Annotated in this window: 25 protein-coding genes; 14 read left to right on the top strand and 11 right to left on the bottom strand. The window is 65.2% G+C overall.

The window, feature by feature from the left end; genetic code table 11:
* Nucleotides 1–39: 39 nt before the first annotated feature.
* The 6 genes from GFD32_RS14065 (at nucleotide 40) to GFD32_RS14090 (ending at nucleotide 5,753) form a co-directional block, all read left to right on the top strand.
* The gene (locus GFD32_RS14065; RefSeq protein WP_163577235.1) at nucleotides 40–993 is read left to right on the top strand and encodes a LysR family transcriptional regulator; all 954 of its coding nucleotides are present in this window, start codon (nucleotides 40–42) and stop codon (nucleotides 991–993) included.
* A gap of 103 nt (nucleotides 994–1,096) precedes the next feature.
* Nucleotides 1,097–2,128: a TRAP transporter substrate-binding protein DctP gene (dctP, locus tag GFD32_RS14070; protein WP_163577236.1), complete on the top strand. Its 1,032-nt coding sequence runs from the start codon at nucleotides 1,097–1,099 to the stop codon at nucleotides 2,126–2,128.
* Between the two features lie 55 nt (nucleotides 2,129–2,183).
* Complete coding sequence (locus tag GFD32_RS14075; protein ID WP_163577237.1) at nucleotides 2,184–2,675, top strand: TRAP transporter small permease; 492 nt, start codon at nucleotides 2,184–2,186, stop codon at nucleotides 2,673–2,675.
* A complete protein-coding gene (locus GFD32_RS14080) occupies nucleotides 2,672–3,949 on the top strand; it encodes a TRAP transporter large permease (protein ID WP_163577238.1) in 1,278 nt (425 codons plus the stop codon). Before GFD32_RS14075 ends, GFD32_RS14080 begins: the two co-directional genes overlap by 4 nt.
* 25 nt (nucleotides 3,950–3,974) lie before the next feature.
* Nucleotides 3,975–4,742 (top strand): M15 family metallopeptidase, encoded by a 768-nt coding sequence (locus GFD32_RS14085; protein ID WP_205599135.1) that lies wholly within the window; start codon nucleotides 3,975–3,977, stop codon nucleotides 4,740–4,742.
* A gap of 39 nt (nucleotides 4,743–4,781) precedes the next feature.
* Nucleotides 4,782–5,753, top strand: a complete 972-nt coding sequence (locus GFD32_RS14090) for a GlxA family transcriptional regulator (RefSeq protein ID WP_163577239.1) — start codon at nucleotides 4,782–4,784, stop codon at nucleotides 5,751–5,753.
* A gap of 29 nt (nucleotides 5,754–5,782) precedes the next feature.
* On the opposite strand, the gene GFD32_RS14095 is transcribed toward GFD32_RS14090, so the two are convergent.
* Nucleotides 5,783–6,703, bottom strand: a complete 921-nt coding sequence (locus GFD32_RS14095; RefSeq protein ID WP_163577240.1) for a LysR family transcriptional regulator — start codon at nucleotides 6,701–6,703, stop codon at nucleotides 5,783–5,785.
* A gap of 174 nt (nucleotides 6,704–6,877) precedes the next feature.
* Here GFD32_RS14095 and GFD32_RS14100 point away from each other — a divergent pair, with 174 nt between their 5' ends.
* From GFD32_RS14100 to GFD32_RS14135, 8 genes are all read left to right on the top strand, one after another.
* Entirely contained in the window at nucleotides 6,878–8,221 is a 1,344-nt protein-coding gene (locus tag GFD32_RS14100; protein WP_163577327.1) for an aspartate aminotransferase family protein, read from the top strand.
* Between the two features lie 38 nt (nucleotides 8,222–8,259).
* On the top strand, nucleotides 8,260–9,750 hold the full coding sequence (locus tag GFD32_RS14105) for a CoA-acylating methylmalonate-semialdehyde dehydrogenase (RefSeq protein WP_163577241.1): 1,491 nt from the start codon (nucleotides 8,260–8,262) through the stop codon (nucleotides 9,748–9,750).
* Nucleotides 9,751–10,488: 738 nt separating this feature from the next.
* A complete protein-coding gene (locus tag GFD32_RS14110; RefSeq protein ID WP_163577242.1) occupies nucleotides 10,489–11,364 on the top strand; it encodes a nitrilase-related carbon-nitrogen hydrolase in 876 nt (291 codons plus the stop codon).
* A gap of 72 nt (nucleotides 11,365–11,436) precedes the next feature.
* On the top strand, nucleotides 11,437–12,966 hold the full coding sequence (locus GFD32_RS14115; protein ID WP_163577243.1) for an NCS1 family nucleobase:cation symporter-1: 1,530 nt from the start codon (nucleotides 11,437–11,439) through the stop codon (nucleotides 12,964–12,966).
* Between the two features lie 10 nt (nucleotides 12,967–12,976).
* Nucleotides 12,977–14,416: a dihydropyrimidinase gene (gene hydA, locus GFD32_RS14120; RefSeq protein WP_163577244.1), complete on the top strand. Its 1,440-nt coding sequence runs from the start codon at nucleotides 12,977–12,979 to the stop codon at nucleotides 14,414–14,416.
* A 147-nt stretch (nucleotides 14,417–14,563) separates the two neighbouring features.
* Complete coding sequence (gene codB, locus GFD32_RS14125; protein WP_163577245.1) at nucleotides 14,564–15,826, top strand: cytosine permease; 1,263 nt, start codon at nucleotides 14,564–14,566, stop codon at nucleotides 15,824–15,826.
* Nucleotides 15,827–15,914: 88 nt separating this feature from the next.
* A complete protein-coding gene (locus tag GFD32_RS14130) occupies nucleotides 15,915–16,355 on the top strand; it encodes a DMT family transporter (RefSeq protein WP_163577246.1) in 441 nt (146 codons plus the stop codon).
* A 216-nt stretch (nucleotides 16,356–16,571) separates the two neighbouring features.
* Nucleotides 16,572–17,222 (top strand): TetR/AcrR family transcriptional regulator, encoded by a 651-nt coding sequence (locus GFD32_RS14135; RefSeq protein ID WP_163577247.1) that lies wholly within the window; start codon nucleotides 16,572–16,574, stop codon nucleotides 17,220–17,222.
* A gap of 46 nt (nucleotides 17,223–17,268) precedes the next feature.
* Here GFD32_RS14135 and GFD32_RS14140 read toward each other — a convergent pair whose 3' ends face one another.
* The 10 genes from GFD32_RS14140 to cofH form a co-directional block, all read right to left on the bottom strand.
* On the bottom strand, nucleotides 17,269–18,663 hold the full coding sequence (locus GFD32_RS14140; RefSeq protein ID WP_163577248.1) for an NAD(P)(+) transhydrogenase (Re/Si-specific) subunit beta: 1,395 nt from the start codon (nucleotides 18,661–18,663) through the stop codon (nucleotides 17,269–17,271).
* Nucleotides 18,664–18,669: 6 nt separating this feature from the next.
* Nucleotides 18,670–18,954: an NAD(P) transhydrogenase subunit alpha gene (locus GFD32_RS14145; RefSeq protein ID WP_163577249.1), complete on the bottom strand. Its 285-nt coding sequence runs from the start codon at nucleotides 18,952–18,954 to the stop codon at nucleotides 18,670–18,672.
* The gene (locus GFD32_RS14150) at nucleotides 18,954–20,117 is read right to left on the bottom strand and encodes a Re/Si-specific NAD(P)(+) transhydrogenase subunit alpha (protein WP_163577250.1); all 1,164 of its coding nucleotides are present in this window, start codon (nucleotides 20,115–20,117) and stop codon (nucleotides 18,954–18,956) included. The genes GFD32_RS14145 and GFD32_RS14150 overlap by 1 nt, the downstream gene beginning before the upstream one ends.
* A 31-nt stretch (nucleotides 20,118–20,148) precedes the next feature.
* Nucleotides 20,149–21,381, bottom strand: a complete 1,233-nt coding sequence (locus GFD32_RS14155; RefSeq protein ID WP_163577251.1) for a Zn-dependent hydrolase — start codon at nucleotides 21,379–21,381, stop codon at nucleotides 20,149–20,151.
* 134 nt (nucleotides 21,382–21,515) lie between these two features.
* On the bottom strand, nucleotides 21,516–22,520 hold the full coding sequence (locus tag GFD32_RS14160) for a TIGR03842 family LLM class F420-dependent oxidoreductase (protein WP_163577252.1): 1,005 nt from the start codon (nucleotides 22,518–22,520) through the stop codon (nucleotides 21,516–21,518).
* Nucleotides 22,521–22,571: 51 nt separating this feature from the next.
* On the bottom strand, nucleotides 22,572–23,237 hold the full coding sequence (gene npdG, locus GFD32_RS14165) for an NADPH-dependent F420 reductase (protein WP_163577253.1): 666 nt from the start codon (nucleotides 23,235–23,237) through the stop codon (nucleotides 22,572–22,574).
* Entirely contained in the window at nucleotides 23,234–24,070 is an 837-nt protein-coding gene (cofE, locus tag GFD32_RS14170; protein ID WP_240455663.1) for a coenzyme F420-0:L-glutamate ligase, read from the bottom strand. The genes npdG and cofE overlap by 4 nt, the downstream gene beginning before the upstream one ends.
* Complete coding sequence (gene cofC / locus GFD32_RS14175; protein ID WP_163577254.1) at nucleotides 24,007–24,708, bottom strand: 2-phospho-L-lactate guanylyltransferase; 702 nt, start codon at nucleotides 24,706–24,708, stop codon at nucleotides 24,007–24,009. The genes cofE and cofC overlap by 64 nt, the downstream gene beginning before the upstream one ends.
* Complete coding sequence (gene cofD / locus GFD32_RS14180) at nucleotides 24,705–25,664, bottom strand: 2-phospho-L-lactate transferase (RefSeq protein ID WP_163577255.1); 960 nt, start codon at nucleotides 25,662–25,664, stop codon at nucleotides 24,705–24,707. Before cofD ends, cofC begins: the two co-directional genes overlap by 4 nt.
* Nucleotides 25,661–26,881 carry a 5-amino-6-(D-ribitylamino)uracil--L-tyrosine 4-hydroxyphenyl transferase CofH gene (gene cofH, locus GFD32_RS14185; protein WP_163577256.1) on the bottom strand — a complete coding sequence of 407 codons (1,221 nt, stop codon included), beginning with the start codon at nucleotides 26,879–26,881 and terminating at the stop codon, nucleotides 25,661–25,663. Before cofH ends, cofD begins: the two co-directional genes overlap by 4 nt.
* Between the last annotated feature and the right edge of the window lie 12 nt (nucleotides 26,882–26,893).

The raw sequence follows: 26,893 nt of genomic DNA on the forward strand, positions 1-26,893 counted from the left end.
TCCCGATTCTTGGGGCTTTGCGACCTGTCGGGAGAAACCATGCTCAACCCGCGTGCTCTGGCCTATCTGGGTGAGGTGATCCGGCGCGGTTCGCTGCGCAAGGCGGCGACCCACCTGGCCATCGACGCCTCGGCGATCAGTCGTCAGCTGAAGGGGCTCGAGGAGGAGCTCGGCGTGGCGGTGGTCGAGCGTCACGGCAGCGGCGTGCGCGCCACGCCGGCCGGTCGCCTGCTGGTCGATCACTACCATGCCCAGCGCACCGCCGAAGAGGCGGTGCTGTCTCAGCTCATGGCTCTGCAAGGGCTGGAGCGCGGTGAGGTGCGCATCGCCGTGGGCGAAGGCTTCATCAGCGATCTCATTTCGGCGCCCCTGCAATCCTTCATGGCGGCCTTTCCCGGCATCGAGCTCGAAGTGTTGATGGCCGGCGTCAACGAAGCCATGGCCCTGGTCAAGGAAGGGGAGGTGGAACTGGCGCTGCTCTACGCGCCCCCCGTCGATCCGCTGCTCCAGCCCCATGTCGAGACTCGTCAGCCATTGGACCTGATCGTCCCGCCGGCGCATCCACTGCTGGCGCTCGGGCGGCCAGTGGGGCTCGCCGACCTGGCCGAGTGGCCGCTGGGGCTCATGGACAACTGCTTCGGCATGCGCCAGATGGTCAACCAGGTGGCCCAGCAGGAGCGGGTGCACCTGCGCGCGCGGCTGCGCACCAATTCGGTGGCGGTGCTCAAGAATTTCGTGCGTTCCGGCATCGGCATCACCTTCATGCCGGAGCTGACGGTAATGGAAGAGGTGCGCCAGGGCGACATCCGGGTACTGCCGCTATCCCATCCGGCGCTCAGCGGCGCCCGGGCCCAGATCGTCAGCCGGGCCGGGCGTGAGTTGACGGTGGCCGCCCAGGCCTGCGTCGACCATCTGCGACGCGGCATGCGCTTTCTCAATGCCGATGCGCCGCGGCTGCTGGACGAGCAAGCGTTGTCGTCAATGCAACGCTAAGCGAATTGCATCGTCAACGGATCAATGGCTAGCCTGCACAAGGCGATATCTTCCACGGTCAGGCGCCCTGAGTGCGCCGCCCGACAACAACAAGGAGTTGCCGATGACCCGTTTCATGCCCAAGTCCCTCCCCGCTGCCTGCCTGCTCGGTGCCATGACCCTGGCCGCTCAGGCCCAGGCGGCGACCACCGTCAACCTCAGCTACAACGGCGCCCCCGACCCGGACAAGAACGCCGTTCACGTCTTCGCCACCAATCTCCAGGAGCTGGTGGCGGAAAAGACCGACGGCGAAATCGAGCTCGAGCTCTACCCCAACAGCCAACTGGGCGACGAGGAGGAGCGCATGGAGCAGACCATGAACTCTCCGAGTCTCAACGTGGCTTCCTTCGCTGGGATGTCGCCGCTGGTGCCGGAGATCTTCGTCAGCGCGATTCCCTTCCTGTTCGAGGATTTCGAGGACGCGCGCACTTTCTTCGACGAAGGCGAGTACTGGCAGGAGGTCGAGGCGGCCCTGCAGGAGCGCACCGGCATGCAGTTGCTGGCCGTGGTCGAAGAGGGCGGTTTCCTGGCCTTCACCAACGATGAGAAGCCCATTCACTCGCCGGCCGATTTCGAGGGGCTGCGCTTCCGCGCCATGGACCCCAGCCAGGTGGCGCTCTACGAGGCCTTCGGTGCCTCCGGCACGCCGATTCCCTGGACCGAGGTGTACATGGCCCTGCGCACCGGGGTCGCCGACGGCCAGATGAACCCGCCGATGTACATCATCCTCGGCAGCCTCTACGAGGTACAGGACTACCTGACGCTGGCCAACATCCAGTACTCCGATCAGTTCCTGGTCGGCAACGGCGCGATGATCGACGGCTGGGGCGAGGCGACCCGCGAGGCCTTCATGGAGGCGGTCGAGGAGGCCAACGTCATGGCCCGCGAGCACAACGAGGCGAGGGTGGACGAACGCATCGCCTACCTCGAGGAGCAGGGCATGGAGATCATCCGCCCATCCGAGGAAAACCTCGCGGCGTTCCGCGAGCAGGGCCAGCCGGCCTACCTGGAGTGGCTCGTCGAGGAGCAGGGCATCGAGCAGCGCTGGATCGACATGGCGCTGGAAGATGCCGGCATGACGCACCTCACCGAGTGATCCTGCCCGCCCGGCCCTTCGCGGCCGGGCACTTCCTACGAAGGGACAGCTTCCCATGACGCGATTTCGTCAACGGGTGCTGGCGGTCAGCCGTCCCGTGACGCTGACCTTGGCCAGCGCCCTGCTGCTGATCAACCTGGCGGTGATCCTGTATGGCGTCTTCATGCGCTATCTGGTCGGCGGTGCACCGATCTGGACCGATGAACTGTCGCGGTTTCTGATCATCGGCAGCGTGATGCTCGCCGCCGGCGCCGTGTGGGTGGAGGGCGGCCACATGCGCGTGGCACTGATCGAACGGTTGCTGCCGGCCCGGCTCACGCGCCTGCTACACCTCTACCAGTGGCTGCTGACCCTGTTGCTGGCGGTAGCCGGCGCGCTGTTCAGCTATCGCTACGCCCTGTCGGTGGCCATGTTCACCACCTCGGGGCTGGGCATCAGCCGCACCGCGCCCATGCTGTCGCTGCCCATCGGCTTTGCGCTGCTGGCCTGGCAGGCGCTGTGGTACGGCCCCGGCCCCTTGCCGTCCCAGGCGGAGGAGGCTGCATGACGTTCACCATGCTTGCCGTCTTTCTCGTGCACGTGCTGCTCGGCCTGCCGCTGTTCGTGTCGTTGCTGGCCACGGCAGTGGTGGGCTTTCTGTTCGTGGACCCGACCATGATCCCGCGCATGATGCCCCAGCAGTTCTTCGGCGGCATCAACGTCTTCTCGCTGATGGCGATACCGCTGTTCATCCTGGCCGGCAACCTGATGAACGCCAGCGGTTTGACCGACCGCCTGATGGGCCTGGCGCGGCTGCTGGTGGGCCACCTGCGCGGCGGCATGGGCCATGTCAACGTGGTCTCCAGCGTGTTCTTCGCCGGGGTCAATGGCTCGGCAGTGGCGGATACCTCGGCGCTGGGGTCGTTGCTGGTGCCTTCCATGCGCAAGGCGGGTTATTCGACGGCGTTCGCCGCCGGCCTGACCGCCGGCAGTTCGCTGATCGGGCCGATCATACCGCCCAGCATCTTCATGATTCTCTACGCTTCGCTGACCAATACCTCGGTGGGCGACCTGTTCCTGGCCGGCGTGGTGCCGGGGCTGATCCTCGGCGTGGCGTTCATGGCCATGAATGCCTGGTACGCCTGGCGCCAGGGCATGGCGACCACGGGGCGCTGGCCGCAGGCCGGCGAGCTGGCCTTGGCGGCGTTTGCCGCGCTGCCAGCGCTGGTCGCTCCGGTGATCATCGTTGCCGGCATCGTCATGGGCTTCGTCACGCCCACCGAGTCCGGTGCACTCACCGCCCTCTACGTGGCGCTGTGCGGCGTGGCGCTTGGCCAACTGCGGCTGGCCGATTTCTGGGATGCCATCGTCACCACCACGCGGCTGACTGCGGCGATCTTTCTGATCATGGCGGCGGCGGCCACCATCAGCTGGCTGCTCTCCTACGCTCAGGTGCCCGAGCGCTTCGTCGAGCTGCTGGCGCCCTATGTCGACCGGCCAGTGGTGATCCTGCTGCTGCTCAGCGCCATCACCTTCGTCACCGGCATGTTCATGGAGGAGGTCTCGGCGCTGATGCTGCTCACGCCAATCTTCTCGCCGGTGGCGATGATGGCGGGCATCGACCCGGTGCATCTCGGCATCATCATCACGCTGAACATCACCATCGCACTCATCACGCCGCCCATGGGGGCCTGCGTGTTCGTCGCTGCGGCGGTCAGCCGGCTCGAGATCACCGCGCTGTTTCGCACCATTTGGCCTTTCGTGCTGATGGCAGTGCTGGTGCTGCTGTTGCTGATCGCGTTTCCCGGCTTGACCCTGTGGCTGCCGGCGGCGCTCGGCTAGCCATGACTGAACGACTGGAATGCCCATGACGCTCGAATCCCCTTCCGACCCGCGGTGCCTGACACCGATTCCGTCCCTGGCCGAGCCGCCCTGGGAGGCGCTCTCCCGTCTGCCCATTGCGGTCGGCGACGAGCCCTTGCTGCCGTTGAGCCTGGCGCCCCAGCCGGTCAAGACGTTTCCCGCCTATGCACGCCTGGGAATTCCCGGCGCGGTGCTCGAGTGCTACGTGCGCGAAGGCGTCTATCGACGCTTGCTGGCCGCGGCTCGCTCATTGCCGGCCGGGCTGGGCCTGGTGGTGCTCGATGGCTGGCGACCCTGGCGGGTGCAGCAGTACCTATTCGATACCCTCTATGAAGCGCTGCAGAGCCGTTATGCCGATCTTGACGAGACGGCGTTGCTGGCGCGCACTCGTGAGTTCGTGGCCATGCCCAGCCGCGATCCGGTGGCTCCCAGCCCGCATCTCACCGGTGGGGCGGTGGATGTGACGCTGTGCGACGCCGATGGCGTGATGCTCGACATGGGTTCGCTGTTCGACGAAGCCAGTGCGGCCTCGCACAGCGATCACCTGGAGCGACTCGGCTCGCTCAGCGAAGCGCAGCGCCGGGCTCGCGACCGGCGGCGTCTGCTCTACCACGCCATGGCCGAGCAGGGCTTCACCAACCTGCCCAGCGAGTGGTGGCACTATGACTTCGGCGACCAGCTGTGGGCCCACTACGGTGGTCATGAGGGCGCTCGTTACGGGCCCACCGAGCCCGAAACCCTCGAGCATCGCTGGCGGCAGTCGTTGGCGTGAGGCATCGTGTATGCCCACGACGTTGAGCGAGGCGTTGCCATGCGATTGAAGCTTCAGGGGGCCTTTCCCGAATGCGTCGGCTTTCTGCTGCTGCCGCGTTTCTCGATGATGGCTTTCTTCTCGGCGGTGGAACCGCTGCGTATCGCCAACCGCATCAGCGGCCGCGAGCTGTTCGACTGGCAACTGATCAGCGAGGATGGTGGCCCGGTCACCGCCTCCAATGGCATGACGCTGCTTGCCGACCGTGCCATCGGCGACGTGCACTCGCTGCCTTCACTGGCGGTATGCAGCGGCTTCGCCCCGGAGGCACACCACAGCCGGCCGTTGATGGCCTGGCTACACCGGCTCGACCAGGCCGGCTGCGTGCTGGGCGGGCTCGATACCGGTGGGTTCGTGCTCGCCGCTGCGGGGCTGCTCGATGGCGAGCGGGTGACGCTGCACTGGGAGAGCCTGCCGGCCTTTCGCGAGCGTTTCCCCGCGATAGAGACCTCTGAAGAGCTCTTCGAGCTTGGCGAGCGCCGCTTCTCCTGTGCCGGTGGCGCGGCGGCCATGGACATGGCGCTGGAGGTGATCGCTCGGCGCCATGGGGCGCGCCTGGCGATCGACGTCTCGGAGCAGCTGATCCACGAGCGCCTGCGCAGCCGCAGCGATCGACAGCGCATGACGCTGGTGCGTCGTCTGGGCACGCACAACCCGCGCTTGATCGAGGCGGTGGCCACCATGGAGCGTCATCTGGAGGCGCCACTGTCGCTGGGCGAGCTGGCCCGGCGCAGCGGCGTATCGCTGCGCCAGCTGCAGCGCCTCTTCGAGGGGGAGCTGGGCGTCTCGCCGCAGCAGTGGTACCTGCGCCTGCGTCTGGAACGCGCCCGCCATCTGCTCGCCGAGACCGATCTCGATATCCTGGCCGTGGGCCTGGCCTGCGGCTTCGCCTCCAGCTCGAGCTTTTCCCGCGCCTTCCGCGCGTACTATGGCCACTCGCCGCGGGAGGAGCGTCGGCAGGCTGGCGGCTGACGGAACGAAGCGTCCGCGGCGTAACGGCTTCACGCCGTCACCAGCCGCTCCAGTTCCTCGAGATAGCTCTCCAGCACCAGATTGGGGGGTGCCCCCTTGCGGGTGATGGCGCTGTAGTGGGTGAAATAGTGCCAGCGCTGAGGGTTCAGGGCGCGCATCCGGCCGTCGCGGACCCATCGCTCGGCGTAGTGGGTCGGCAGGTAGCCGATATAGCGCCCAGACAGGATCAGGAAGGCGATGCCCTCGCGGTCGGTCGCCGAGGCCGAGGCTCTGAGCGGCTCGTGGACTGCTTTGATCTCCGGCGTCTGGGCGTAGGCGGGCACCACGGCGTCACAATCCGCGAGTTGCTCCTGTGTCACCGTTTCGGCATCGAACAACGGGTGGCCTGCGGCGCAATAGAGCTGCGAGGCCTCCTCGTATAGCGAAAGGTACTGCAATCCTGGCAAGGTCTTGAGCGCCGGAACCACTCCCGTGTGCAGGCGTGCATCCAGTACGGCCAGCTCGATGTCGCTGGGCGGAATCATGCGGATGTTGATGCGCACATCCGGCCCACGCTCCTTGAGCGCGCTGAGCGCATGGGTGATGTGCATCTCGGGCATGGTCACCAGGTTGTCGGTGATACCGATGTTGAGTTCGCCCTTGAGCCGGGCATGCAGGCCGTTGACCCGGGTGCGGAAGCCTTCCACCGCGGCCAGCAGTTGCAGCGTCGATTCGTAGACCTCAGCGCCTTCGTCGGTCAGGGCGAAACCGCTGCGGCCGCGCTGGCACAGGCGCAGGCCGAGGCGCGTCTCCAGGTCGTTCATCGCCATGCTGATGGCGGCCCGGCTGATGCCCAGCTCCACCTCGGCGGCAGAGAACCCGCCGCACTCCACGACCTTGCGATAGACCCGCAGCAGGCGCAGGTCGGCGTCGCTGGGCTGTCCCATCGGCGTGGCTTTGCGGTGTGACATGCGACTCCTCCTTGGCGGGCACCCCAGGCGGCAGCGAAAGAACCTGCGCAGGGCCCATAAAGTTAAGCAGGAGCTTGCCTGAAATTAAACACCTTTTGATTTAACTGATTGAAGGCGGGGACTAGCCTGAATCGAAAGAGATCGTCGATGGCCATAATAACGGAGGCCAATGCCATGACCGCTCAGGAATTCCCTCATGCCGCTGGGCTCAGCGCCGAGCAGCTCGATGCCTACTGGATGCCCTATACCGGCAACCGTCAATTCAAGCGCGACCCGCGTATCATCGTGGGCGCCAAAGGCAGTTACCTCACCGATGCCCAGGGGCGGCAGGTCTTCGATGGCCTCTCGGGCCTGTGGACCTGTGGCGCCGGACACTCCCGTCCGGAAATCGCCGATGCGGTCGGCAAGCAGCTGCGCGAGCTGGACTATGCCCCCGCCTTCCAGTTCGGTCATCCCAAGGCCTTCGAGCTGGCCCACCGGCTGCGTGAGCTGACGCCGGCCGGCCTGGACTACACCTTTTTCACCGGTTCCGGCTCCGAGAGCGCCGATACCTCTCTGAAGATCGCCCGCGCCTACTGGCGCAAGAAAGGCAAACCGACCAAGACCAAGCTGATCGGCCGTGCCAAGGGCTACCACGGCGTGAACTTCGGCGGTTTCAGTCTGGGCGGCATCGGGGCCAACCGTGCGCTGTACGGCCAAGGCGTGGATGCCGATCACCTGCCGCACACCCTGATGCCGGAGAATGCCTTCACTCGCGGCATGCCCGAGCGCGGTGCCGAGAAGGCCGATGAGCTACTGGAGCTGATCGCCCTGCACGATGCCTCCAACATCGCGGCGGTGATCGTCGAGCCGCTGGCCGGCTCCGCCGGGGTGATTCCGCCGCCCAAGGGGTACTTGAAGCGGCTGCGCGAGATCTGCGATGCACACGAGATCCTGCTGATCTTCGACGAGGTGATCACCGCCTTCGGCCGCATGGGGTCGATGACCGGCGCCGAGGAGTTCGGTGTCACCCCCGACATCATGAACTTCGCCAAGCAGCTGACCAACGGGGCCGTGCCCATGGGCGGCGTGACGGTCAAGCGCGATATCTACCACACCTTCATGGAGCAGGGCGGGCCCGATTACATGCTCGAGCTTCCCCACGGCTATACCTACTCTGGCCATCCGGCGGCCTGTGCCGCGGCCCTGGCCTCGCTGGACATCCTGGAGCAGGAGCGCCTGATCGAGCGCGTGCGCGAGATGAGCCCGATCTTCGAGGAGGCGCTGCACGGCCTCAAGGGCACCCGCTATGTCAGCGACATCCGCAACTACGGGCTCGCCGGGGCACTGACGATCGAACCCCATCCCGGCGAGCCGGCGCGGCGGCCCTACGAGATTGCCATGAAGTGCTGGGAGAAAGGCTTCTACGTGCGTTTCGGCGGCGACACCATCCAGCTTGGCCTGCCATTCATCGTCGAGCGCGAGGAGATCGATCGGGTCGTCAATGCACTTGGCGATGCGATCGGCGAACTGGACTGAACATCTCAACATCCGACAGACCCATCGAGAGGCGACACATGACAACACTCGGCCATCTGATCAACGGCGTGCGCGTCGCTCGCGAAGGGCGCACCCAGGCCATCTACAACCCCTCCGTCGGCGAGGTCGGCGGCCAGGTGAGCCTGGCCAGCAAGGCTACGGTCGAGAAGGCCATCACTGCCGCCCAGGCTGCCTTTCCGGCCTGGCGGAACACCCCGCCGGCCAAGCGTGCCCGCGTGATGTTCCGTTTCAAGCAGCTGCTGGAAGAACATGCCGACGAGATCGTCCGTCTGGTCGGCCAGGAGCATGGCAAGATCGTCCACGATGCCCAGGGCGAACTGGCGCGCGGCATCGAGAACGTGGAGTATGCCTGCGGCGCCCCCGAGCTGCTCAAGGGTGAGTACAGCAAGAACACCGGCCCCGGCATCGACTCCTGGAGCGATTTCCAGCCGCTGGGCGTGGTGGCCGGTATCACGCCGTTCAACTTCCCGGCCATGGTGCCGCTGTGGATGTACCCCATGGCCATCGCCTGCGGGAATACCTTCGTGCTCAAGCCCTCCGAGCGGGATCCGACCTCGGCGCTGTTCATTGCCGAGCTGGCGCTCGAAGCGGGTCTGCCCGCCGGTGTGCTCAACGTGGTCAATGGCGACAAGGAAGCCGTCGATACCCTGCTCGACGATGCTCGCGTCCAGGCCGTCAGCTTCGTCGGTTCCACGCCCATTGCCGAGGCCATCTACTCCCGCGCCAGCGCCAACGGCAAGCGCTGCCAGGCCCTGGGCGGGGCCAAGAACCATGCCATCGTGATGCCCGACGCCGACATGGACAACGTGGTCAATTCCCTGACCGGAGCGGCCTTCGGCTCCTCGGGCGAGCGCTGCATGGCACTTTCCGTGGCGGTGGCCGTGGGTGACGAGGCCGCCGATACCCTGATCGCCAAGATGCAGGAGTCGATGAAGTCCCTCAAGGTCGGCCCCTTCTCCGACAAGAGCAATGATTTCGGCCCGGTGATCACCAAGGCTCATCAGGAGAAGGTCTGCGGCTACATCGACAGCGCCGAGCGGCAGGGCGCCACCATCGTGGTGGACGGTCGCGACGTACAGGTACCGGGGCATGAGCACGGTTTCTACGTGGGCGGCACCCTGATCGACCGCGTGACGCCCGATATGACGTGCTACCGGGAAGAGATCTTCGGGCCGGTGCTGCTGGTGGTGCGTGCCGGCTCCATGGAAGAGGCCATGCAGCTGATCGACGATCACGAGTACGGCAATGGCACCTGCATCTATACCCGCGACGGTGAGGCTGCTCGCTACTTCAGCGACAACATTCAGGTCGGCATGGTGGGCATCAACGTGCCACTGCCGGTACCGGTCTCCTATCACAGCTTCGGTGGCTGGAAGCGTTCGCTGTTCGGCGACCTGGCCGCCTACGGGCCGGATGCCGTGCGCTTCTACACCAAGCGCAAGACCGTCACCCAGCGCTGGCCGTCGGCCGGGGTGCGCGAGGGCGCCCAGTTCTCGTTCCCGTCATGAGCGTACCGGGGGGACGTGGCCATCGTCCCCCCCCTCCCTTCTCAAGGCACCGACCGTGAGCATCGGGTGATCGGTGGCCGTATCCCTCTCAGCAAGTATCCCCGACTTCCCCTATCTAGTGTCTGGAGGCGTTCCGGCGTCTACGTGAAATGCATGACCGTGAGTGCCGACGCCGGTATCTTCACTATGCCTCGGAAAGCCAGAGAAAGAGCGCCCGTATTATGGCAACCATTGCCAACGATAGCGTCGTGCATGGACGGGTAAAGGTGTGGCATGGAAAGGCATGACGGACCGATCCTTCCTATCAGGAACGGCAGTTATCGGCCTGTGAATTCCTGCACTTTCCGAGTGCATGATCCAGCATTATGAAGCATTGCAGTGCAGCGTAAATCGACTTTACCGGATGGCAAAAAAGTCCTTGACCAACCCGGGCATGGCTTTTACCTTTACCAGTAGGTAAAAAATAAACACAATATGGCTGATACCTGATATGTCAATCAATGTCGATTTAATTCAGTTTTTTACAGGCATTAGGCATGGCTGGCAGCCGTGATGGTCGTGCGGCGAACCGCCATGCCTGGTAGGGCTTGATCCCCAGTCCGGCATTCGCTCTATTCATCAAGTCGACTTGTCCGAATGATTCGATTTCGGGCGATAGGGCGATGTCGTGCCCGGAATAAACGGGGGTTATCGATAGCGCGATAATTGAACTCAACAACACAACAATGAGGTTGCGATATGTCGAATAAAGTGAAATGCGGTCTGATTCAAATGTCGCTAAAGGGCGATACGTCGATGAGCCCGGAGGAGATTCGGGAAAAGATGATAGAAGCGCATCTTCCCTTGGTTGACGATGCGGCGAATCAGGGCGTGCAGGTGCTCTGTTTCCAAGAGGTGTTCACACAACCCTATTTCTGTCCGAGCCAAGACAAGAAGTGGTATGACTCGGCGGAAAAGATTCCCGACGGGCCGACCACCAAGTTGATGCAGGAGTATGCCAAGAAGCATCGCATGGTCATCGTGGTGCCGATCTACGAAGAAGACATGCCGGGCGTTTTCTACAACACCGCCGCGGTCATCGATGCGGACGGCAGCTATCTCGGAAAATATCGCAAGAATCACATTCCGGACACTGCGCCGGGTTTCTGGGAAAAGCTCTACTTCAAGCCAGGAAACTGCGGCTACCCCGTCTTCGATACCGCTTACTGCAAACTTGGCGTCTATATCTGCTACGACCGGCATTTCCCGGAAGGGTGGCGCGCGCTTGCACTCAATGGCGCGGAGTACATCGTCAACCCCTCTGCCACCGTAAAGGGCAAGAGTCGTTATCTCTGGGAGCTGGAACAGCCGGCATCGGCCGCCGCCAATGCCGTGTTCATCGGCGCGATCAATCGCGTGGGGCGCGAAGCGCCATGGGACGAGCAAATGGGTGACTTCTACGGTTCCAGCTACATCGTCAATCCCATGGGGAAGATCGAAGCGCAGGCCAGCGAGGACAAGGACGAACTTCTCGTTCACGAGATCGATCTGGACATGATTCGCGAGGTTCGCAAGGGCTGGCAGTTCTTCCGGGATCGGCGGCCTGAGTCCTATGACGAATTGGTGGACTATTGATACCGCCTGCGAGTCGAGGGCGGGGCTGGAGATTGCCCCGGAAATCACAATAACAATACAGCGAGCTGAGTCATGAGCGAAACGACACAAAAAACCAAGATGAAAGCCGGTTATAGCGCCGAGCTATGGAATGCCGACCTGGCACCGGTCGAGCGAGAAGAACGTACCTGGTCCTGGTTGAACATTGCCAGCCTGTGGGTATCGATGGTGGTCTGCGTTCCGGCCTACATGCTGGCAGCGAGCCTGATACCCGAGGGGATGTCGTGGTGGCAGGCGGTGCTCACCGTCTTCCTGGCCAACACCATCATTCTCATACCCATGCTGTTGCTGGGCCATGCCGGTGCCAAACACGGCATTCCGTTTCCCGTTCTGCTGAGGGCCTCCTTCGGTACCTCCGGTGCCAAGCTGGCGGCCATGATGCGCGGCGTCGTCGGCTGTGGCTGGTTCGGCATCCAGACGTGGATAGGCGGCTCGGCCATCTACGCGATTCTCAACATTCTCACCGATCGAGCCCTGGTGGGAGAGCCGATACCGGCGCTGGGCATCGACCTGGCGCAGCTTCTCTGCTTCCTGGCTTCCTGGGGCATGCATGTCTACTTCATTGCACGCGGTACCGAGTCCATTCGTTTCCTGGAGACCTATGCGGCTCCCTTCCTGATCGCCATGTGTTTCGGCCTGCTGATCTGGGCGGTCACGAGGGCCGGTGGCTTCGGCCCCATGCTGTCGACGCCTTCCGAGTTCGTAGAAGGCGGGGCCCGAGAAGGCGAATTCTGGCAAGCCTTCTGGCCGGGCCTGACCGCCATGGTCGGTTTCTGGGCAACCTTGGCATTGAACATTCCCGACTTCACCCGGTTCGCCAAGAGCCAGCGCCATCAGCTCGTCGGCCAGGCGCTGGGGCTGCCGATCCCCATGGGGATTCTGGCCTTCATCGCCGTGGCCGTGGCCTCTGCCACCATCGTGATCTATGGCGAGGCGCTGTGGGATCCGGTGGCGATTACCGAGCGCATGGGCGGCTTCGCCGTCGTCATTGCTCTGCTGGCGCTGGTCATCGCCACGGTGACCACCAACCTGGCGGCCAACGTCGTCGCCCCCGCCAATGGCTTCGCCAACCTGGTGCCGGGCAAGATCTCCTTCCGCATGGGCGGCTACATCACGGCCGGCCTGGGCATTGCCATCATGCCCTGGAAACTGCTCGAAACCACCGGCGCCTACATCTTCACCTGGCTGATCGGCTATTCGGCCCTGCTGGGCCCGCTGGCGGGGATCATGCTGGCCGACTATCTGCTGCTGCGAAAGACCGATCTGTCTCACGACGATCTGTTCAAGAGCAATGGCAGGTACAGCTACGGCAATGGCTGGAATCCCATGGCCTGGATCGCTTTCGTCATTGCGGTATTGCCCAACCTCCCCGGTTTCCTGGCGGCGGCAGGCCTGCTGGACAGCGTGCCTGGCATCTTCTCGGCCCTCTACAACTATGCCTGGTTCGTCGGGGTCGCCATCGGGGCCATCGTCTACCTGGCATTGATGCGCATGACGAGTCCCGTGCCAGCCGGTGTGACGCCGGAATTGCAACCGCAAAGCAACAATCCACAAGAAAGGTAAGGAGAGATCCATGTCCGTCTTGATCAAGGGTGGCACCGTCGTCACCGCCGACCATACCTTCCAAGCCGATGTCTACTGTGAGAATGGCAAGATCGCCGCCATCGGCGAGAACCTGGAGGTTCCCTCCTCCGCGGAAGTGGTGGATGCCAGTGGCCAGTACGTGATGCCGGGAGGCATCGATCCGCATACGCACATGCAGTTCCCCTTCATGGGTACCGTGGCCAGTGATGACTTCTACACCGGCACCGCTGCTGCCCTGGCGGGCGGTACTACCAGCATCATCGACTTCGTGATTCCCCAGCCGGGTCAGCGTCTCCTGGACGCTTACAATCAGTGGCGCGAATGGGCCGAGAAAGCGGCGGCCGACTACACCTTCCATGTGGCGATCACCTGGTGGAACGACTCCGTCCATGAAGACATGCAGACCCTGGTGCACGAGCATGGCGTGAACAGCTTCAAGCACTTCATGGCCTACAAGAACGCCATCATGGCCGACGACGAGACGCTGGTGAAAAGCTTCCGGCGCTGCGTGGAACTGGGGGCCATGCCTACCGTTCATGCGGAAAACGGTGAGCTGGTCTACCAGCTGCAGCAGGAGATGCTGGAAAAGGGCCTGACCGGCCCCGAGGCCCACCCCCTGTCGCGTCCCCCCTTCGTCGAGGGAGAAGCGGCCAACCGGGCGATCCAGGTTGCCCAGGCCATGCACACGCCCATCTATATCGTGCATGTCTCCTGCAAGGACTCGCTGGATGCCATCACCAGGGCCCGCTCGGCAGGACAGCGGGTCTACGGTGAGGTGCTGGCGGGGCATCTGGTCATCGACGACAGCGTCTACCGCAGCGAGGACTTCGACGTCGCGGCAGGCCACGTCATGAGCCCTCCCTTCCGCTCCAAGGAACACCAGGCAGCGCTGTGGAACGGTCTGCAGGGCGGTAACCTGCATACCACGGCGACGGATCACTGCTGCTTCTGCCGGGATCAGAAGGCCGCCGGGAAAGACGACTTCACGAAGATTCCCAACGGTACCGCCGGGGTGGAGGATCGTCTGGCGATTCTCTGGGACGAGGGGGTCAACAACGGAAAGTTGACCCTGAACGAATTCGTGGCGATCACCTCGACCAATACCGCGAAACTGTTCAACATCTATCCGCGCAAAGGCAGCATCTCGGAGGGTGCCGATGCCGATATCGTCGTCTGGGATCCGCAGGGCACCCGGACGATTTCCGCCGACACCCATCACATGAACGTCGACTTCAACATCTTCGAAGGCCGAACCGTGAAGGGTATTCCCACCCATACCCTGAGTCACGGAAAGGTGGTGTGGAGAAACGGCGAGCTGAACGCGGAACGTGGCGCCGGCCGCTACGTCAAGCGGCCAGCCTTCGCCCCGGTTCTGGAGGCCGTGGCCCGCCAAACGGCGCTCAACGAGCCACAACCGGTAAAACGCTGAGTGCAGAGAGCCAAGCTGGCGGGACGAGGTCCCGCCAGCTTGCTTTATGCCGGTGTGATACGGTCTCGTCTTGCCGTCCGGCGGCGGCACCTTACCCTGACTCGCCGAGAACCGGATCGATAACAACAACGACAGGAGATGACAGTCATGAAGCATTCCGATTACCCGCTGAGCGAGGTGCCCTGGGAGTCACGCAAGGGGCTCCTTTCCACCTCGGTCGTGCTGCTCGGTTTTACCTTCTTCACGGCCACCATGTGGGCCGGTGGCAGCATCGGAACCGCCTTTCCTTTCGACGAGCTGCTATGGGCGATCGTGGTGGGCAATCTGCTGCTGGGGGCCTATGCCTCGGCACTGGCCTACATCGCCTGCAAGAGTGGACTCAATTCCGTGCTGATGGGGCGCTTCTGCTTCGGTGAGCTCGGCAGCAAGCTCTCGGACATCCTGCTGGGCTTCACCCAGATCGGCTGGTATGCGTGGGGCACCGCCACGATCGCCATCGTGCTGGTCAAGACCACCGGCCTGCCCGCCTGGTCCGAAACGCCGCTGATGGTCTTCTTCGGCATCGCCTTCTGCCTGACCGCCATGATCGGCTATCGCGGCCTCGACTGGCTGTCACGCTTCGCCGTGCCCGCCATGCTGCTCTTCATCCTGATCAGCCTCTACACCGGTCTCGCCGATGCGGGCGGCTTCGCCGGCCTGCTGGGGCAGACGCCGAGCGAAGAGATGACCTTTGCCGCTGCGGTGACGGTGATCATCGGTACCTTCGTCAGCGGCGGAACCCAGGCGACCAACTGGAGCCGTTTCGCCAAATCTCCCGCCACTGCGGTGATCGCCACCATGCTGGCCTTCTGCGTCGGCAATGGTCTGATGGTGGTCACCGGGGCCTTCGGGGCGCTCGTCTATCAGCAGGCCGACATCGTCGACATCATGCTCGCGCAAGGGTTCGTCGTGCTGGCCGTGCTGATGCTGTTTCTCAACATCTGGACGACCCAGGACAACACCATCTACAACTTCGCGGTAGCGGGCTGCAATCTGGTCAGAACCCGGCATCGCCGCCTGGTGACCCTGCTGGGGGCCGCGATCGGGACGCTTCTGGCCGTGTTCGGCATGTACGACATGCTGATCCCTTTCCTGGTGTTGCTGGGCACCTTCATCCCGCCCTTCGGTGGCGTCATCATGGCCGACTTCTGGCTGCGTCATCGCGGCCATTATCCACCCATCGCGGAAGTGCAGTTGCCGAACTTCAATCGGATCGGTCTGGGCGCCTATGCGTTGGGGTCGGGCGCGGCGTACTTTTCGCCGGTGCTGCCGCCGGTGGTGGGCGTGGGGGTTGCCGTTCTTGGTTATGCCGTGCTGTTGGCCAGCTTCGACAAGGCGGCCGTCGCTCAAGCTGCCAGAAGGACGGGATGATCGCTTCACCATGAACCGGGGCTGAAGGGTGCCAGGTGGAGCGACACCTGGCATCCCCCCGAGACGAGGCTTCAAGGGAGTGAGTCGCATGTGGTTCCACTTCATCATCGTGCTGGCGGCCGGGGCCATGCTGCCCATGCAGGCCGGGATCAACGCCGGTCTGGCACGTGGCTGGGGGCATCCGCTGTGGGCGGCGGCCATCTCCTTCGGGGTGGGAACCCTGGCACTGCTGGGGGCGGCCGTGACGGCTCGTCTCGCCGTGCCCAACTGGCAGCAGCTTGCCGACATTCCTGCCTGGAGCTGGTCCGGCGGCGTACTGGGGGCCTTTTACGTCACCGTCATGGTGATCTTCGCGCCCAAGCTGGGTGCTGCCACCCTGCTGGCGCTCGTCGTGGCCGGACAGATGCTGGCGTCCACGCTGCTCGATCACTTCGGTGCGCTGGGCTTTCCCCAGCACTCCATCTCCCTGCCCAGGCTGTTGGGCGTGGTGCTCCTGTTCCTGGGAGTGCTTCTCATCCGCCGCTACTAGGGTTGTCGCCAGATCAGCTCATGACTGCGAAGCCCTGCCGCCGCTACTGAGCGGCTGGACGCGGCGCTAGGGCGACGGTATCCTGTCGGCCGTTTCAGCCCCCCTGGTGTGCCCCTCCTTGCGGAACTCTGGCAGAGTCGTGAGCGGCGATCCGTGCTTGCGATGGCGTCTCGTCCGCTGGGTGCGATGGCACACGACAACCCGGTCGAGAGCCACATGAGTCAACCAGCCGACGGGCGCAAGCCGCCTCGCCGTTCCGCCAATCGCAAGGCCCTCGAGCAGCGCATTCTCGATGCCGCAGAGGTCGTTTTTGCGGAACAGGGTTTCAGTGGAGCCTCGCTGGAAGCGATTGCCGAAAGGGCCGGTCTCTCCAAGCAGAACATGCTGTATTACTTTCCCTCCAAGGAAAGTCTCTACCAGAACGTCTTGAAGCACGTGCTCGATCTATGGATCGAGAAGATGGCCCTGATGGAGCAGGCCGGCGACACGCCCGCCGTGATGCTGGAGAACTACATACGGGGCAAGCTCGAACTGTCCCGCACACGCCCCTACGGCTCCAAGGTGTTCGCCAACGAAGTGATCAGTGGCGCCACGCACCTGCAGGTCTATCTCGAGGAGGATCTGCTGCCCCAACTGGAGGCCGATCTGGCCCTGGTGCGGCAATGGATCGCCGATGGGCGGATGGATGAGGTCGACCCGGAGCATCTCTTCTTTACCATCTGGGCGTCCACCCAGACCTACGCCGACTTCTCGTCCCAGGTCAGCCTGGCGCTGGGAAAGCGGGAGCTCGACGAGGAAGACTTCCAGCGTGCCGGAGACTTCCTGACCCACGTCTTCCTGAAAGGGCTGGGGCTGGAGAAGCGCTGAGAGGGGGCGCTTCAACGCCCCCTTTCGACGCTTTGGCTGCCGACGATCAGGCGGCTTCGTTCAGAGAGCCGGTCAGGTCGAGGATCGCCTGCTTGCCGTCGCCGAACAGCATCAAGGTGTTGTCCTTGGCGAACAGCGGGTTGGGCAACCCGGCGAAGCCGGGACTCAGGCTGCGCTTCACCACCACCACGGTGCGCGCCTGGTCGACATCCAGGATCGGCATGCCGTAGATCGGGCTGCCCTTGTCCTCCCGCGCCATCGGGTTGGTGACGTCGTTGGCGCCGATGACGATGACCACGTCGGTCTGGGCGAAGTGCGGGTTCACCTGTTCCATGGGTTGCATCTTGTCGTAATCCACCTCGGCCTCGGCGAGCAGCACGTTCATGTGTCCCGGCATGCGGCCGGCCACGGGGTGCAGGCCATAGATCACTTCCACGCCGCGCCGCTCCAGGGTATCGGCCAGGTCTCTCACCGCATGCTGGGCCTGGGCCATGGCCAGTCCGAAGCCCGGCACGATCACCACCCGCTGGGCGGTCTCCAGCAGCATGCCGATCTCCTCGGCGGAAGAGGACTTCACCTTGCCGGCGTAGACTTCGTCGGCATCCATGCCCTCGCCGCTCTCCTCGGATAGCGAACCGAACAACACGCCGGCCAGGGAGCGATTCATGGCCACGCACATGATCCGGGTCAGGATCAGCCCCGAGGCCCCGACCAGAGCGCCGGAGACGATCAGCACGGTATTGCCCATGATGAAGCCGGCGGCGGCGGCGGCGACGCCGGAGTAGGCGTTGAGCAGGGCGATGACGACGGGCATGTCGGCGCCGCCGATGGGGATGACCAGCGTCACGCCCAGCACCAGAGCGATGGTCGCCAGCAGCAAGAGCGAGCCGATGCCGCCGTTGCCGCCGGCCAGGGTGGCCACGATCACCACGGCTAGGGCCAGCAGGGCGGCATTGAACAGCGTAATGCCCTTGAACCCCATGGGATTGCCGGGCAGCAGTTCCTGCAGCTTGCCGAAAGCCACCGCGCTGCCGGTCAGAGTGACCGCGCCGACCAGTACGGTCAGGCCGATGGCCAGCAGGCCGATGGTGCCCGTGGCGGCAACGGGGCCGCTCGTCGACAGGAAGCTTGCCATGGCCACGGCCAGCGAGGCGCCGCCACCGAAGCCGTTGAGCAGGGCGACCATCTGCGGCATGGCGGTCATCTGGATGCGCGTGGCCAGCAGCGCCCCGATGGTGCCGCCGAGGATGACTCCGGCAAGAATCCAGCCGTAGGAGAGGATCGACCGATCCAGCAGGGTCACCACGACCGCGACCAGCATGCCGATGGCGGCCAGCAGATTGCCGCGCACCGCCGTGCGCGGCCGGGTCAACCCCTTGATGCCGGTGACGAACAGCACCGCGGAAGCCAGATAGAACAGATTGACGAATGATAGGCTCATCGCGCATCACCTCTTGTGGAACATGCGGAGCATGCGGTTGGTGACCAGGAAACCACCCACGACATTGATGGTGGCCAGGGTGACCGCCACCATGCCGAGGACGGAGACCCACAGGCCGCCGACGTCGCCGGAACCGGCGGCCAGCAGGGCCCCGACCAGGGTGATGCCGGAGATGGCGTTGCTGCCCGACATCAACGGCGTGTGCAGCGTGGCCGGTACCTTGGTGATCAGCTCGACCCCCAGGATGACGGCCAGCACGAAGAGCGATATCTGCATGATCAGCATGTCCATCAGGCCGTCTCCTCTTCGCGCGTGGGGGCCGGAGCCAGACGCTCGCGGATGCGCGCCGCGCGCACGTCCCCGCCATGGGTCACCACCGTTTCGTCGAGAATCTCGTCCTCGAAGTCGAGCGCCAGCCTGCCTTCCTCGTCGAGCAGATGGCGCAGCAGGTTCTCCATGTTGCGGCCATACATCTGGCTGGCATGGTGAGGCAGGCTGGCCGCGATGTTGGTCGGGCCGATGAGGGTGACGCCGTAGGCCTCGAGCATTTCGCCGGCCTGGGTCAGCTCGCAGTTGCCGCCCCGCTCGGCGGCGAGGTCGACGATGACCGCCCCCGGCTTCATCCGTTTCACCATCGCTTCGGTGATCAGTATCGGGGCCTTGGCACCGGGGATGGCCGCCGTGGTCACCACCACGTCCTGCTGGGCGAGGACGTCGGCCATCTGCTCGCGCTGGCGTCTCAGGAAGTCGTCGTCCTGCTCGCTGGCGTAGCCGCCCTGGCCCTCGCTCGAAGAGGTGTCCAGATCGAGCTCGATGGGCTTGGCGCCCACGGACAGGATCTGGTCGCGCGCGGCGGGGCGCACGTCGTAGGCTTCCACCACGGCGCCCAGACGCTTGGCGGTGGCGGCCGCCTGCAGACCGGCCACCCCGGCCCCCATGATGAAGACGCGCGACGGATTCAACGTGCCCGCCGCCGTCATCATCATGGGAAAGAGCCGCGGAGCCTGGCAGGCCGCGAGCAGCACGGCCTTGTAGCCGGCCAGGGTGGCGATGGAGGAGAGTGCGTCCATGCTCTGGGCGCGACTGATGCGTGGCACCAGCTCCAGCGCCAGGCTGGTGATGCCGCGTTCGGCCAGCCCGCGAAAACGCTCGGGGCGGCTCAGGGGGTCCAGCATGCCGATGCCGATGTGGCCCGCGCGCAGGTCGGCGAAGGCCTCCTCGTGGGCACCGTCGACGCACAGGACGATCTCGCCCGCGTCGAGCAGCTGGGCGCGCGTTTCGAGAATCTCGGCGCCCGCCTCGCGATAGCCGTCGTTGGCGAAGCCGGCGGCGTCGCCGGCGCCGGTTTCCACGAACACCGCGCAGCCGAGGCCGGTGAGGGTCGATACGTTGGCGGGGGTCAGGGCCACCCGGGTCTCCCCGGGGTGGCGTTCCCGCATCACCGCTAGTCGCATTGTCGTTCTCCTGGGCTCGATCGAGTGGCCATCACGCCTGGGCACGTTCCAGCACCGCCTGGAGCAGGACGTTGCAGCCGGCGGCCAGATCGTCGGCGTCGGCGCGTTCCAGCTCGTTGTGGCTGATGCCCTTTTCGCAGGGGACGAAGATCATCGAGGTGGGGGCCACCCGGGCGATGTAGCAGGCATCGTGGCCGGCGCCGCTGACCATCTCGCGATGGCTGAGTCCGAGCGCCTCCGCCGCCTTGCGCACCGAGGCCACGCAGTCCTCAGCGAAGGGCACGGGCGGCGAGTACCAGATCTGCTCGAAGTCCATCTCCAGCCCGATGTCCTCGGCGATGCGCACCGCTCCCTCGCGCAGCGCGGCGTCCATGGCCTCCAGCACCTCGGCATCGGGGTGGCGGAAGTCCACGGTGAAGAACACCTGCCCGGGAATGACGTTGCGCGAGTTGGGGAAGACCTGCATCAGGCCCACCGTGGCGCAGGCGTTGGGCTGGTTGTCCATGCCGATACGGTTGACCATGTCGACGATGCGCGCGGCGCCCAGCAGGGCATCGCGGCGGCTGGGCATCGGCGTGGGACCGGCATGCGATTCCTGACCGGTGAGGGTGATCTCGTACCAGCGCTGACCCTGGGCGTCGGTGACGACACCGATCTGCTTGCCTTCGTCCTCGAGGATCGGCCCCTGCTCGATGTGCGCCTCGAAGAAGGCCTTGAAGGGGCGTCCGCCCACCTCGGCGCTGCCGGCGTAGCCGATGCGCTCGAGTTCCTCGCCCATGGTCTTGCCGTCGAGGTCGGCGCGGCTCAGGCCGTACTCCAGATCGAAGGCGCCGGCGAACACGCCAGAAGAGACCATGGCGGGCGGGAAACGCGAGCCCTCTTCGTTGGTCCACATCACCGTCTCCAGCGGCGTCCGGGTCTCGATGCCCCGTTCGTTGAGGGTGCGGAAGATCTCCAGGCCGGCCAGCACGCCGAAGACGCCGTCGAACTTGCCGCCGGTGGGCTGGGTGTCCAGGTGGCTGCCCACGGCCACCGGGGGCAGCGAATCGTCCTGACCGGGACGGCGGGCGAAGATGTTGCCCATCTTGTCCACGGTGATGCTGCAGCCGGCGTCTTCGCACCATTTCACGAAGAGATCGCGGCCCTGCTTGTCCAGGTCGGTCAGCGCCAGGCGGCAACAGCCGCCCTTTTCGGTGCCGCCGATCTCGCCCATTTCCATCAGGCTGTCCCACAAACGCTGTTTGTCGATGCGGATGTCGTTCATGTCGTCCTCGTCTGCGTCATTAGCGTGCCGGAGTGACGTGATGGGTACACAGGGGCCCTGAGGGGCTCACGCTGGGTAGCCCGTGCACGTCGTCTTGGAAGGGGAGCCGGTGGCGCAGCCACCGGCTCGGTGGATCAGCGGCGGAAGCGCGGAATCACATGCTCGCCGTACTGGGCGATGATGTTCTCCTCGTCGCCGTTATCCAGGTAGATGTTGAAGTGGGTCATGCCCGCTTCTTGAAGCTTCTGCAGCTTGGCCACATGGTCTTCGGGCTGGCCCAGGACACAGAAACTCTCCACGATCTCGGGGGTGATGAAGTCGAGATAGGGGTTGTCGCTCTGGCCATGCTTGGAGTAGTCGTAGCCCTTGCGCTTCTCGATGTAGTCGGTGAGGCTCTTGGGCACCAGGCCGCTGTCGGTGCCGTACTTCTCGACGATATCGGCCACGTGGTTGCCGACCATGGCCGGGAACCACTTGGTGGCCTCGATGCAGCTCTCCTTGTCGCCGAAGTACGCGGGAGCCGCGACGACGACCTTGTAGTCCGACATGTCGCGACCGGCTTCCTTGCCCGCCTTGAGCGCCTGGTTGCCCAGCCATTCGACCAGGTAGGTGTCGCCGATCTGCAGGATGACGCCGTCGCCCACTTCGCCGGCCGTCTTCAGGGCCTTGGGGCCGTAGGCGCCGATGTGCACGGGCAGCTCGTAGCCCTCGGCCCAGGGGAACTTGACCGGTTCCGGGCACTCGCCGTAGATCACTTCCTCGCCGCGCACCATCGCCTTGACCTTGTGGGTGAACTCGGCGACGCGCGCCAGCGGGGCGGGTTTCTTGCCCATGACGCGCACCGAGCTGTCGCCGCGCCCCAGGCCGATATCGAAGCGGCCGCCGCTCTGCTTGGCCAGGCTGCCGAACAGGCTGGCCGCCAGCGACCAGTCCCGAGCATTGGGATTGGTGACGCAGGGCGCGAAACGCATCTTCGTGGTGTGCTCCATGCACATGGCGATGGCCGGATAGCACTCCCGCCACAGGATGTGCGAGTCGTAGAACCAGCAGTAGTCGAAACCGACCTCCTCGGCCTGCTTGACCAGCTTGCGGGCGCGATCGGGGCTGACGAAGCCCTTGAAACAGATGCCGAATTCCATGGTTGTCTCCTCGTGTTGTGCTTGTTGGATGTTGCCGTTTCGAGGGGTATCTCAGGCGCTGGGCGCCCAGATACGGATACCCGCATGGGTAAAGGGAACCTTCTTGGAGATGTTGAGGCGGATCAGGATCGGGGTGATCGCTTCGATGCAGCGCGCGTTGACGGCAGGGCCGGCGTTGTAGGCGGCGACATCGAGCTGGCGGATCAGCTCGATCACCTTTTCCTTGGCTGCCAGGTCGTTGCCGCACACCAGGACGTCGCAGTTGATGGGGTGATCCAGTTGATTGAGGGTCGCCGCCGAGACGTTGTGCAGGGCGCCGACCACGGGGATCGCCTCGCCGAGCAGGGCCTGGGCGGCCTCGGTGGCCGAACCGGCGTCGGGCATGTTCACCTTCTTCGGGTCGCCATCGGCCAGTGGCACCACGATGTCGATCAGGATCTTGCCGGGCAGCAGGTCGCGGATCGCCTCGAGGGTGGCATCGTGGGCGGCGTAGGGAACGGCCAGGATCACCATCTCATCGGCGGCCGCTACCGCGTCGCGTAGTGCCTTGCCGCTGATGCCGGCCCCTCCGTCGAGCTGCACATTGAGCTCGTCGGCAATGCCCTGAGCGCGAGCCGCATCGCGGGAACCGAGCACCACCGGCGTGCCGGCACGGGCGAAACGCAGGGCGAGCCCTCGGCCCTGGGGGCCGGTACCGCCAAGAATTGCAATGCTCATCGAAACAGATCCTCTTGTTTTGGTCTGATCAGTTCGTTTGCCGAACTCTCTTCGGGTTGCCAGTCGATGCCGCGGAACAGCACGACCGGGGTCTTGTCGCTCTTGCCCATCGCCAGGCCCGAGGCGGCGGCCAGCTCGTCGGCCAGGGCCGGCATGGTCACCGAGAGCACGCGGCCGAAGGCATCGCGCTCGCCCACCATGTCGATGCGGGCGGGGACCCGGGCCAGGCCAATGGCCACGTTGACCAGCCCCATGCGCCAGGGGCGGCCGAAGGTGTCGGTGACCACGATGCCCAGGCGTACCCCGAAGGCGGCCTCCAGGCGTTCGCACAGCCGGCGCGCACTGGCGTCGGGATCCTCGGGCAGCAGAATGACGGTGTCCGCGGCGCCGACGTTGGATTCATCCACGGCGGCGTTGGCGCAGATGAAGCCCAGGCGGTGTTCGGCGATCAGGGTGCCCTCCTCCTGATCGGGACGTTTCATGGCGCGCACCACGCGCGTCGATTCGCCGAGGATGGCCTGCACCTTGCGCGGATCCTTGTTGACCCGCTCGGCAAGCTCGTGGGCCTCGGCGCTCGGGGTGATGTCGGCCAGGGCCACGACGCGCCCTTCGGCCTTGGAGATCACCTTGTGGGCGACGGCGAGGATGTCCCCGTCGCGCAGGGTCATGGCGCGGCGCCGCAGGCTCTCGATCAGCACCTCGGCCAGGTCATCGCCCGGCTGGATGTCGGGAATGCCCGGCAGCGCACGGAGGGCGATGCCGCCGTCCATCAAAGCGTCGTCGGCCAGGCCGGCCATGACGTCGTCCCGGTGGGTGTCGTGCACAGTTTCCATAGCGTCTTGAGCTCCTGCGGCGTCTCGCCGCCGTGATGCCGGATCAAGGTGTCCAGGGTGTCGAGGTCCGTGGGGGTATCCAGATCGAAGCGCAGGTGGGGCAGTGTCAGTACCCGACAGTCCAGCCCCCGACGCAGGGCCGCCTCGCGATGCGCCTCGGCGGAGCGGGGGCCGAAACGGAACGGCAGGGCATCCGGCGGCGAGGTCAGCAGGGCATTGGTGCCGCCGTCGCTGGCCGGGCAGATCACCGCGTACGGGCGCACCTGGTGGGCCGCCAGCAGCCGACGGATTTCCCGCGCGTCGAGTTGGACGATGTCGGCGGGGATCAGCAGCTGGGCCGCATAGCCGCGCCGGCGGGCCCATTCGGCAGCACGACCTGCCGCCCGGGAGAGTCCATCGGCTGCCGGTTCCTCGAGGACCATGGCGCCGTGGTGCTTCGCCAGTCGGCCGATCGCTGCTGAGGCCGTGACCACCAGCCGGTCGTGTTCGGGGAAGTGCCGGGCGAAAAAGGACAGGGTGCGTTGGCACAGACGCTGCGCCAGGGCCGAGCGGCGGTCCGGTGACAGGGTGTCCCCCAGTCGGCTCTTGGCCAGGCCGAAGGCTTTGACCGGAATGACGATCAGCGGTTTCGTGGTCATGCCTCGACCTCCTCGCGGCGCAGAGCGGCGGCGAAGGCGAGGGTTTCCTCGGCCAGGCGCGCCTTCTCGTCGGCGTGGGTCATCAGCGTGTCCGTGGTCAACACCGTCACTCCCTCGGTCTCCAGGGCGGTGCGGTCGGCGCGGTCGCTTTCGTCGATCACCAGGCCGTCGATCAGTCCCGCGTAACAGGCGGCAACGCCCCGGTTGCTGCAGGCATGGCCCATGGCGGTCAGCATGCGGTCCGCCGGTCCCTTGACGGTGCGTCCGCCGATCAGCGGCGAGACCGCGAGCCGCAGTGCGCGCGAGGTTTCGACGGCACGCCGGATGCCCGGCACGGCGAGGATGGGGGCGATGCTGACCACGGGGTTGCTGGGGGCGATCAGCAGTACCTCGGCCGTCTCGATGGCTGCCAGGGCCTCGGGGGTCGGGCGTGCCGCGGCGGCACCCTCGAAACGCACCTCGAGAACCTCGGGCTGGCAGCGCTCCCTGACGAAGTACTCCTGAAACGCCAGCCAGCCCTGCTGCGTTTTCACCGTCGTCTGCAGCGGATCGTCCGTGGGCAGCAGCAGGTCGATGCCCACGCCCAGCGACTCGGCGATGCGCTGGGCGATGGCGCTGGGGCGAACGCCCTGGCGTCGCAGCTGGGTGCGGAAGATGTGGGTCGCCATGTCCCGGTCGCCCAGCGACATCCAGGTTTCGCAGCCGAGGCGCTCGAGACCCGCCAGCACCCGGTGGCTCTCGTCGGCCAAGCCCCAGCCCTGCCGTCGGTCGATCAGGTTCGCCAGGCTGTAGGTCAGGGTGTCGATGTCCGGCGATACCCACAGGCCGTGGAACTCCTGGTCGTCGGCCACGTTGCCGATGATCGACAGCCGCTCGGGCGAGCAGACGGCCGCCAGCCCTTCGGCCAGCTTGGCGCCGCCCACGCCGCCGGCCAGCAGGGTGACGCGGGGCGTCATGCCAGGCCTCCAACGGCGCGGCGAAGGGGTGGCGTGGCGGCGAGTTCGTCGAAGGTCTCTACCGTCTGGTAGAGGGTGTTGCGGCGAACCGGGCGGCGACCCATCTCGCGGATCATGTCGGCCATCTCCTCGGGCAGCATCTCCTGGCCGTGCTGGCCGCCGGCGGCTCGCGAAATGCTCTCGTTCATCAGGGTGCCGCCCAGGTCGTTGACCCCGGCCGCCAGCATCTGGCGGGCGAGCTCCGGGCCCAGCTTCACCCAGGAGGCCTGGATGTTGTCGATCCAGCCGTCGAGCATCAGGCGTGCCACTGCATGCATGCGAATGTGCTCGAGCCGTGTCGGGCCCGGGCGCACGCCCTCGTGCTCGAGGAACAGGGCCGTCTTGTAGTGCACGAATCCGAGCGGCACGAATTCGGTGAATCCACCGGTGCGCTTCTGGATGTCGCGGAGCAGGGCGATGTGCGCCGCCCAGTGCTCGGGACCGTCGATATGGCCGTACATGATGGTGGAGGTGGTGGGCAGGCCTTCCTCGTGGGCCGTGGAGATGATCTCCACCCACTGGTCGGTGGTCAGCTTGTCGCGGGTCAGCTGCTTGCGTACCTCGGTATCGAGGATCTCGGCGGCAGTACCCGGCATCGAGCCCAGGCCGTTGTCCACCAGATCGCGAATGAAATCGCGGTAGGAGAGACGGCTCTTGTGCGCGCCGAACCAGATCTCGAAGGGCGAGAAGGCGTGGATGTGCATGTCCGGCAAGGCTCGCTTGATGGCCTTGAGCATGTCCCGGTAGAAGTGGCCCGGCACGTTCGGATGCAGGCCGCCCTGGATGCACACTTCGGTGGCGCCCCGGTCCCAGGCCTCCTGAGCGCGGCGCACGATCTCGTCGAGGTCGAAGAACTCCGCCTCGGGGTCGTCCTTGCGCTTGGCGAAGTTGCAGAAACGACACCCCATGTAGCAGACGTTGGTGTAGTTGATGTTGCGGGTGATGACGAAGGTCGCATCGTCGCCCACCCGGCGCCGGCGAATCTCGTCGGCGGTGGCCGTCAGGGCGTCCAGGTCGGCTCCTTCGGCCCGGAAGAGGTGTACCGCGTCAGCCTCGCTGAGCTCCTGCCCCGCCAGAACGCTCTCCAGCATGTGCCGCGTCTGGCGACTCACTCGGTGGCTGGCCAGTTCTGCCGGTTGGCGATCGAACGCTCGGAGCTGTGCTGTCGTTGTCGTCATTGGGTGTCTCCT

It is taken from the genome of Halomonas faecis, from assembly GCF_010993975.1.
GTDB lineage: Bacteria > Pseudomonadota > Gammaproteobacteria > Pseudomonadales > Halomonadaceae > Halomonas > Halomonas faecis.